This window comes from Sphingopyxis sp. SCN 67-31 (assembly GCF_001725095.1).
On sequence record NZ_MEFH01000200.1, the window covers coordinates 1 to 8,427 of the forward strand.

Here is an 8,427-nt window from a genome sequence, read left to right on the forward strand (position 1 = left end):
TTCGAGGTCGGCAATCTGAAAGCGATCCGGGCGAAAAGCGACCTGCCGCTGATCCAGCTCATGGACGGCGAGGGCGGTCCGGCCGACGATGCGCAGCAAAGCTATGCCGCGATGGCGACGCCTGCGGGGCTGAAGGCGATTGCCGCCTATGCCGACGGGATCGGACCCAACAAGACAATGATCATCCCGCGCACCGCGCTCGGCACGCTCGGTGATCCGACCCATCTGGTGCGCGATGCCCATGCCGCCGGGCTGAAGGTCCATCCATGGACCTTTCGCCGCGAGAATTATTTCCTGCCGCTTGGAGACAAGAGCGGCATCAACCCCGCCGGCCACGGCGATCTGGCGGACGAGATCCGCACCTATCTGAAGACCGGGATCGACGGCCTGTTCAGCGACAATTCGCGCGAGGCGGTGCCGGTGGTCCATGCAGGAGTATCGCAATGACGCAGCGTCCCCTTGGCCAGAGCGGCCTGTCGGTCCGTCCCTTCGTGCTGGGCGGCAATGTCTTCGGGATGACCGCCGATCGGGCCGCAAGTTTCGCGATCCTCGACCGCTTCGTCGAGCGCGGCGGCGGGATGATCGACACCGCCGATGTCTATTCGGCGTGGGTGCCGGGGCACAAGGGCGGCGAATCCGAAAGCATGATGGGTGCGTGGCTGAAGGATAGCGGCGCGCGCGACCATGTGCTGATCGCGACCAAGGTCGGCATGATGCCCGGCGGGCTGAAGCCCGATCGCATCCGCGAAGCGGTGAAAGGCTCGCTCGATCGGCTCGGCGTCGATACGATCGACCTCTACTTCGCGCACAAGGACGATCCCGATGTGCCGCTGGACGAAGTGCTCGGCGCGTTCGGCGAACTGGTCGATGCCGGGACAGTGCGTGCGATCGGGGCATCCAATTATAGTGCCGAGCGGCTGGCCGAGGCGCTGCGCGTCGCCGACGCCGGGGGACTGCCGCGTTTCACCGCGATGCAACCCGAACTCAACCTGCTCGACCGCGATCAATATGAAGGCGCGCTGCAACAGCTTTGCATCGCCGAAGGGCTCGGCGTCGTCACCTATTTCAGCCTCGCGTCGGGCTATTTGTCAGGCAAATATCGCAGCGCCGACGATTTCGGCAAGAGCCCGCGCGGCGCGCGGGCCAAAGCCTATCTGGAGGGCAAGGGGCCGGCGGTGCTCGCCGCAATGGACGCGATCGCTGCCGAAACCGGCGCCACCCTGTCGCAGATCGCGCTCGCTTGGGTCGCCGCGCAGCCGGGCGTCACCGCGCCGATCGCGAGCGCCACATCGGTCGCGCAACTCGACGAGATCATGGACAGCGAGACGGTCACGCTGACCGACTTGCAATTGGCGGCGCTGAACGAAGCGGGACGCGGCACCGCATAAGGTCCGCCGCGCACGCGGCCGTTTCGGCCCGGCCGGCCCCCGGGGAGAGGCGGGCCGGGCCAGCGCGGCCGCGCATCGGATCAGCCGCTTTCCTCGTCCCACCCGAACACCTGTTCGAGCGGCTTGCCGAAGGTGCGCGCGATACGGAAGGCGACTTCGAGCGAGGGCGAATATTTGCCTTGTTCGATCGCGGCGATCGTCTGGCGGGTCACGCCGACGCGCTCGCCGAGTTCGGCCTGCGTCATTTCGCCCGCGAGAAAGCGCAAGGTGCGGATGTCGTTCGAGAAGGGCAGCCTAGCCATGCCAACCCCGGCGATAGCTGATGAGGACGACCGCGCTGTTCACCAGTTCGGCGAGAACGATTGCGAACAGGCCTGTGTTCGCGAGCGGCACGCCCTGCTCCACAAAGGGCAGATAGACGCCGACGACCATCATCCCCGCCAGCAGGACATAATAAGCGATCGTGGCGCCGCGGCGGCGGATCGCGCGGTCGCGCTCATCGGCACGGACCCGCTCCGACTTCGGCGCCTGCGCGGACAGGATGATGGTGCCGACGATGACGATGGCCGCGTGCGCCAAGGCGATCGAGCCGAACAACCACAGCATGGGGAAAACTTCGCGCCCGGCGGGATGCCCGGCGATGATGAGTCCGAAATAGAGACTATAGGCGGCGAGCATGGCCAAGACGTTCAGCCACGCGGACTTTTCGCGGAAATTCATGGATAAGTCTCCGGTACCTGCGCCGGCAAGCTGCCGCGCCGTTTCAAGGGTCGCGCGGGGCATGGGTCAATAGCCCCGGCGATAGAGGTAAAGCTGGACGCCGATCCGCGTCAGTTCGGCGAGGACGACCGTCGCAAGCAGCAGGTTGAGCTGCACCGCCGGCCCCGCGTTCCAGAACAGGGCGAAGATGCTGACCCACACGCCGACGACGAGCGGATAATAGGCATAATGGGTGCCGCGATAATGGATCGAACGGTCGCGTTCGTCTTCCTTGAGGTCGGCCTCGGCCGGGGCGCGGATCGCCATCCAGGCCGATGCGATAGTCATAGCGATGATGATCGCGACGGTGACCGGCAGCAGCATCCCCGCACTCGCCCAAAGGCCTGCCGGGCTGGCTGCAATCCCCCACGGATAGGCAAGAAAATACCAGCCGAAGGCGGCGATCATCGTGACCAGCGTCACCCAGTGAATTTTTTCGCGGAACGACATTTGGCGTCTCCATGTTCATAATATGCGACTCGATGTAAATAATTTTTGACATAGAGTCAATCTATGCGAACATCGCTCCGCTTTGCGGCCTTTCGCAGCGCAGCATAAGCCGCTAAACCCGCGCCCCATGTCCACGCTCCCAAAAACGCTCACCCTCGACACCTCCACCAGCCGCGCCAATCCGACGCCGCAGCCGATGAAGCGCCTGACGGTGCCGCGCATTCGCCAGCGCAAGGGCGGCGGCGAGCCTTTGGTGATGCTGACCGCCTATACGGTGCGGCAGGCGCAGCTGCTCGACCCGCATTGCGACATGCTGCTCGTCGGCGATTCGCTGGCGCAGGTGATCTATGGCCTGCCGCATACTGTCGCGGTGACGATGGAGATGATGGCGTTGCACGGCGCCGCGGTGGTGCGCGGCAGCTATCATGCCGCGGTGATCGTCGACATGCCCTTCGGCAGCTATGAGGCGAGCCCCGAACAGGCCTTCGCCAATGCCTCACGCCTGCTCAAGGAAACCGGCGCGGCGGCAGTGAAGGTCGAGGGCGGCAAGGTGCTCGCCCCGACGATCGAATTTCTGACCCAGCGCGGGATTCCGGTGATGGGGCATGTCGGGCTGACGCCGCAGGCGGTAAACATCCTCGGCGGCTATGGCGTGCGCGGCAAAAGCGACGAGGAAGCGCGCACGATCGTCGAGGATGCGGTCGCTGTCGCGCAGGCCGGTGCCTTTTCGATCGTTATCGAAGGCGTGCTCGAATCGATCGCGATCGAGATTACCGGCAAGGTTGCCTGTCCGACGATCGGTATCGGTGCCTCGGCGCAATGCGACGGGCAGGTGCTCGTTACCGACGACATGCTCGGCATGTTCGAACGCGTCCCCAAATTCGTGAAGCGGTACCAGGATATGGCGGGTGTGATCGACGGCGCAGTGAAGGAATATGCCCAGCAGGTCAGGTCCCGTTCATTCCCGACCGACGATCAAATCTACAAGGGTTGATGGCGCCCCGGACGGGTGCCTGCGGGGGTCAAGTGAATCGCTTGGCCTTTTTCGGCATGACCGCTAAGGAACGGCCGGCGAACCCGAAGCGGGCATCGCTCGCGAACGAGTTATGGAGGATTGATTGGCCCTGAGCCCGACGAACAATGCGGCCTTCCTGCAGGAAGTCGACGAGGCCGTCCGCAAGGATCAGCTCAGCTCCATCATGCAGCGTTACGGCCGCTGGATCGTCGGCGCGGCGATCGCGGCGCTGCTGGCGTTCGGCGGCTATCTCTATTGGGAGCACCGTCAGACGGTGGCGCGCGGCGAAAAGGCCGAACAGCTGCTGGCCGCTTTCGACAAGGCCGCGGCGCAGCCGACGGCGGCGACCGCCGATCTCAAGACGCTGGCAGGCGAGGGCAATGCCGCCTATCGCGCCGCCGCGCTGATCGAGCAGTCGAACATGAAGGCGAAGGCCGGCGACCTGAAAGCCGCCGCCGCGCTGCTCGCGCAAGTCGCGGGCGACGCCAAGCTCGACCAGTCGATGCGCGATATGGCGCTGGTTCGCCAGACCGCCCTCGAATTCGATACGATGAAGCCCGAGGCGGTGATCGCGCGGATGAAGCCGCTTGTCGATGCGACCGACCCGGTATCGAGCTGGTTCGGCAGCGCGGCCGAGCTGACGGCCGCGGCTTATTATCACCTCGGCCAATATGACAAGGCCGGCGCGCTCTATGCGCGTATCGCCAAGGCGCCCGCTACCTTCAAATCGCTGCAGTCGCGGACGGTACAGATGGCGGGGATGCTCGGCGTCGATGCGGTCGAGGATCGCGCGGCGGCAAGCGCCGCCAAGGACACGACAAAGGACCAGCAAGGCGGTGCCGCCCCGGGCGCAGCGGCCGCCGCCAAGAGTGAGGAAGCCAAATAAGATGCGGAAACGCCAATATGTGATTTGCGCCATGATGCTCGCGCTGCCGCTTGCGGGCTGCGGCGCGTTCAAGGGCAAGGGCGGTCCGCGCACGCCGACGGTCGGCGAGCGCATTTCGATTCTGTCGAACGACAACAGCATCAAGGTCGATCCGACAACCGCCGAGATTGCGGTGGTGTTGCCCGATCCGGTGCTCAACGCCGATTGGGCGCAATCGGGGGGCAATGCGTCCAAGTCGATGGGGCATCCCGCGCTCGGCGCCGCGCGTACCAAGGCGTGGGAAGCGTCGATCGCGGGCAGCACCAAGAAGCAGCGGCTCGCCGCGGCCCCGGTAATTTCGAACAACCGGCTGTTCGCCGTCGATACCGATGCCGTCGTGTCGGCTTTCGCCGCCGATACCGGCGCGAAGCTGTGGAGCGTGTCGATCGGCAGCACGGGCAAGGATTTCGAAAATTCGCTGTTCGGCGGCGGCGCGTCGGTCGACGGCAATGTCGTCTATGCGACGAGCGGCGTCGGCGACGTCGCCGCGCTGAACGCCGAGGATGGCAAGCTGTTGTGGAAGGTCAAACCCGCGGGGCCGCTGCGCGGTGCGCCGACGGTTGCCTTCGGCGGCGTCTATGTGATCACGCAGGACAACCAGATTTTCGCGCTCAACGCCGGCGACGGCGCGGTGCAGTGGCAGGCGACCGCGTCGATCGAGCCCGGCAGCGTGTTCGGTGCGGCATCGCCCGCGGCGGGGCAGGGGACGATCGTCGCCGGCTTTTCGTCGGGTGAGGTTCAGGCCTACCGNGCCGACCCGGTGATCGACCGCGGCCGCGTTTTCGCGCTCGGCCAGGGCGGCCGCATGGCGAGCTATGACCTGCTCACCGGCCAGCGCATCTGGGAGATCTCGATCGCCGGTATCTCGACGCCCTATGTCGTCGGCGAGTGGGTCTATGCGATGACCGACGACGGCAAGCTGCTGTGCGTCGCGCGCGGTTCGGGCAAGGTCCGCTGGATCCAGCAGCTCGCGCGCTATCGCGTCGAAACCGAGCGTAAGAAGAAGGATCCGATCCGCTGGACCGGCCCGATTCTGGCCGGCGGACGCCTGATCGCGGTGAACAGCGAGGGACAGCTCGTCGAATTTTCGCCGACCGACGGTTCGACGCTCGCGACCACCGAGTTCAAGTCGCCCTTGTCGCAGCCACCCGTGGTTGCGAACAACCGGCTCTATATCCTGGCGGACGACGGCACGATCACCGCCTGGCAATAACAGGGCGCGGCCGGGTTGGCCCGCCGCGAAGATAGGATAGACGCATGGCGCGATCCGCGACGATCGCCATTGTCGGCCGACCCAATGTCGGCAAATCGACGCTGTTCAACCGGCTGGTCGGCAAGCGCCTGGCGCTGGTCGACGACCAGCCGGGCGTGACGCGCGACCGGCGCGAGGGCGATGGCAAGCTGCTCGGCCTGGAATTTCTGATCGTCGATACCGCGGGGTTCGAGGATCAGGACGCGGCGACGCTGCCCGGCCGGATGCGCGTGCAAACCGAAAAGGCGGTGCGCGAAGCCGATGCGGCGCTGTTCATGATCGACGCGCGCGCGGGCGTGACCCCACTCGACGAAGAAATTGCGCGCTGGCTGCGCAGCGAAGACACGCCGATCATCCTGTGCGCCAACAAGGCCGAAGGCAAGCAGGGCGAGGCGGGGCTGATGGAGGCCTATTCGCTCGGCTTCGAATCGCCGATTGCGCTCAGTGCCGAACATGGCGAGGGACTGGTCGATCTGTTCGACGCGCTGCGCCCGATCGTCGAACCCTTCATGGACGCCGACGAAGAGGCGGTCGGCGAGGATGCGGACGAGGATGCGCCGCTCGGCCCGCTCAAGCTCGCGATCGTCGGGCGGCCCAATGCGGGCAAATCGACGCTCATCAACCGGATGATCGGCGAAGACCGGCTGATTACCGGACCCGAGGCCGGGATCACGCGCGATTCGATCCGCGTCGACTGGCAATGGGAAAAGGATGGCGAGGTCCATCCGATCCAGCTTTTTGACACCGCCGGGATGCGCAAGCGGGCGAAGGTTCAGGACAAGCTGGAAAAGCTGTCGGTGGCCGACGCGCTGCACGCGGTCGATTTCGCCGAGGTCGTCGTGCTGCTTCTTGACGCCACAAAGGGGCTGGAGGCGCAGGATCTGCGCATCGCCGACCGCGTGCTGGAGGAAGGGCGCGCGCTGATCATCGCGCTCAACAAATGGGACGTTGCCGAAGACCCGTCGTCGCTGTTCAACGGCGTCCGTGCGGCGCTCGACGACGGGCTCAGCCAGATCAAGGGCGTGCCGCTGCTCAGCATTTCGGGCGCGACGGGGAAGGGGATCGACACGCTGGTCCGCGTCGCCTTCGAACAGCGCGCGATCTGGACCAACCGTGTCTCGACCGCGAAGCTCAACCGCTGGTTCGAACGCGCGGTAGACGCCAATCCGCCGCCGGCGCCGGGCGGCAAGCGGATCAAGCTGCGCTACATGACGCAGGCGCGCACGCGTCCGCCGACCTTCATCATCTTCGGAAGCCGGACCGATTCCCTGCCCGCCAGCTACCAGCGCTATCTGGTCAACGGGATGCGCAAGGAACTGGGCTTCCAGGGCGTGCCGATCCGCATCAATTTCCGCAACACGCGCAACCCCTATGACGAATGACGCCGCGGGCACATCGGCGGCGCTGACCGTCGATGCGCGTGGCATGCGCTGCCCCTGGCCGGCGCTGCGGCTCGCCCGCGCGATGCGCGCCGCGCAGGATGTCGTGCTGATCGCCGACGACCCCAACGCCGCGCGCGAAGTTGCGGCGCTTGCCGCCGAACAGGGCTGGCGGATCGATGACGCCGGGCCGATGGGCGAAGCCGCGCGTTGGCGCGTCCGGCGCGACTGACCCGTTTCGGGGCGATTCGGCGGTGTCCGCTTTGCGCGCGTAACCTCTTTTTTACCGACTTCGGTGCATGTGCAGGACGGGACCACGGACCAGACTGAACACCGAGGGACGGAAAATTGGACGAGATCCTGGTCGATTGGAATGAATTTCGCGCGACTCGCACCCAGTTGGGGGCGGCATTCGTGCGGATTCTGGGCTATTTTCGCGAGGACGGCATCAAGTCGGTCGCCGCGATCGAAGAGGCGATGCGCGCGCGCAGCGCCGGCGGCCTCGTCATGCCTGCGCATACGCTCAAGAGCGAGGCGCGCCAGTTCGGCGCCGAACGGCTCGGCGCGCTGGCCGAAGATATCGAAATGTTCGCGCGCCACTGCGTCGAGGCGCAGGTCAGCCCGGAAGAATATCTGCCGCGCGTCGTCGAACTGCGCCCGCTGTTCGAGGAAACGCTGACCGCGCTCGAACGCGAAGCGAACCCGCTCGTCCAGCGCCGCCCGACTTTCGGCCGCGCCGTCAGCTAAGCCCTGGACCTTCGGCCAGCGTGCGCCGCATCGGCTGTCGCTGCCAGCGCGACAGGCTGCGCCACAGCCATTCGAGCGGGCCATATTCGAAACGCGCGAGCCAGGGCTTCGACCAGAGCAGCATCGCCGCCCACATGGCGAAGCAAAAGAGGTAGAGCGCCGCGCGCGGAACGCTGCTGAACAGCGCCAGCCCATAGCCGTAGAAGATCGTCGTCATCACCACCGACGTCGCGAGATAGTTGGTGAAGGCCATGCGTCCGGTGGCCGCAAGCCGGGCGCGCAGCGCGGGCGATGCCGCGGTCTTGATGAGCAGCATGATGAGCGCGGCCCAGCCGAACGTCATCACGAAATCGAACGGGGTCGACCAGACGAGTGCCGCACCGAACACCGCGACGGTACCGAAACCCGTGGCTGCGCTATGCCAGGCCAGCAGCGCGAGCGGCGGCGCGGATAACAGGAAGGCCGCGATCGCCCATTTGCGATAGCGCGCGGCGTCCCATTCGCCCGTCAGC

The 8,427-nt window shown here is 65.9% G+C and carries 12 protein-coding genes and 1 pseudogene; 9 read left to right on the forward strand and 4 right to left on the reverse strand.

The features are described 5' to 3' along the window. A partial coding sequence (locus ABS88_RS23845) for a glycerophosphodiester phosphodiesterase family protein (RefSeq protein WP_286750795.1) occupies positions 1-447 on the forward strand: 447 nt, incomplete at its 5' end. After that, positions 444-1,388, forward strand: coding sequence for an aldo/keto reductase (locus ABS88_RS23850; protein WP_286750796.1), 945 nt, complete (start codon positions 444-446; stop codon positions 1,386-1,388). The genes ABS88_RS23845 and ABS88_RS23850, both read left to right, overlap by 4 nt. A gap of 80 nt (positions 1,389-1,468) precedes the next feature. Here ABS88_RS23850 and ABS88_RS23855 read toward each other — a convergent pair whose 3' ends face one another. The 3 genes from ABS88_RS23855 to ABS88_RS23865 form a co-directional block, all read right to left on the reverse strand. Next, positions 1,469-1,690 carry a helix-turn-helix transcriptional regulator gene (locus ABS88_RS23855; protein WP_040589196.1) on the reverse strand — a complete coding sequence of 74 codons (222 nt, stop codon included), beginning with the start codon at positions 1,688-1,690 and terminating at the stop codon, positions 1,469-1,471. Continuing rightward, positions 1,683-2,108, reverse strand: coding sequence for a DUF2178 domain-containing protein (locus ABS88_RS23860; protein WP_058813136.1), 426 nt, complete (start codon positions 2,106-2,108; stop codon positions 1,683-1,685). Before ABS88_RS23860 ends, ABS88_RS23855 begins: the two co-directional genes overlap by 8 nt. 66 nt (positions 2,109-2,174) lie before the next feature. Further along, positions 2,175-2,597: a hypothetical protein gene (locus ABS88_RS23865; protein ID WP_286750797.1), complete on the reverse strand. Its 423-nt coding sequence runs from the start codon at positions 2,595-2,597 to the stop codon at positions 2,175-2,177. A 127-nt stretch (positions 2,598-2,724) separates the two neighbouring features. On the opposite strand from ABS88_RS23865, the gene panB reads away from it, so the two are divergent. From panB to ABS88_RS23900, 7 genes and pseudogenes are all read left to right on the forward strand, one after another. Further along, complete coding sequence (gene panB, locus ABS88_RS23870; RefSeq protein ID WP_003040587.1) at positions 2,725-3,591, forward strand: 3-methyl-2-oxobutanoate hydroxymethyltransferase; 867 nt, start codon at positions 2,725-2,727, stop codon at positions 3,589-3,591. A 124-nt stretch (positions 3,592-3,715) separates the two neighbouring features. Continuing rightward, positions 3,716-4,498 (forward strand): tetratricopeptide repeat protein, encoded by a 783-nt coding sequence (locus ABS88_RS23875; RefSeq protein WP_286750798.1) that lies wholly within the window; start codon positions 3,716-3,718, stop codon positions 4,496-4,498. Between the two features lies 1 nt (position 4,499). Continuing rightward, positions 4,500-5,287 (forward strand): outer membrane protein assembly factor BamB family protein (locus ABS88_RS23880; protein WP_286750800.1); only part of this gene is annotated, 788 nt, incomplete at its 3' end. A gap of 1 nt (position 5,288) precedes the next feature. After that, positions 5,289-5,750, forward strand: a pseudogene (locus tag ABS88_RS23885) (outer membrane protein assembly factor BamB family protein); the annotation flags it as partial. A gap of 44 nt (positions 5,751-5,794) precedes the next feature. Beyond that, positions 5,795-7,171: a ribosome biogenesis GTPase Der gene (gene der / locus ABS88_RS23890; RefSeq protein ID WP_003040578.1), complete on the forward strand. Its 1,377-nt coding sequence runs from the start codon at positions 5,795-5,797 to the stop codon at positions 7,169-7,171. Then, on the forward strand, positions 7,161-7,400 hold the full coding sequence (locus tag ABS88_RS23895) for a sulfurtransferase TusA family protein (protein ID WP_058813130.1): 240 nt from the start codon (positions 7,161-7,163) through the stop codon (positions 7,398-7,400). The genes der and ABS88_RS23895 overlap by 11 nt, the downstream gene beginning before the upstream one ends. Positions 7,401-7,516: 116 nt before the next feature. After that, a complete protein-coding gene (locus ABS88_RS23900; RefSeq protein WP_003040572.1) occupies positions 7,517-7,915 on the forward strand; it encodes an Hpt domain-containing protein in 399 nt (132 codons plus the stop codon). Here the strand turns inward: ABS88_RS23900 and ABS88_RS23905 are convergent. Then, positions 7,908-8,427, reverse strand: a 520-nt coding sequence (locus ABS88_RS23905; protein WP_286750799.1) for a DUF418 domain-containing protein, incomplete at its 5' end; no start/stop codon positions are given. The genes ABS88_RS23900 and ABS88_RS23905 overlap by 8 nt on opposite strands.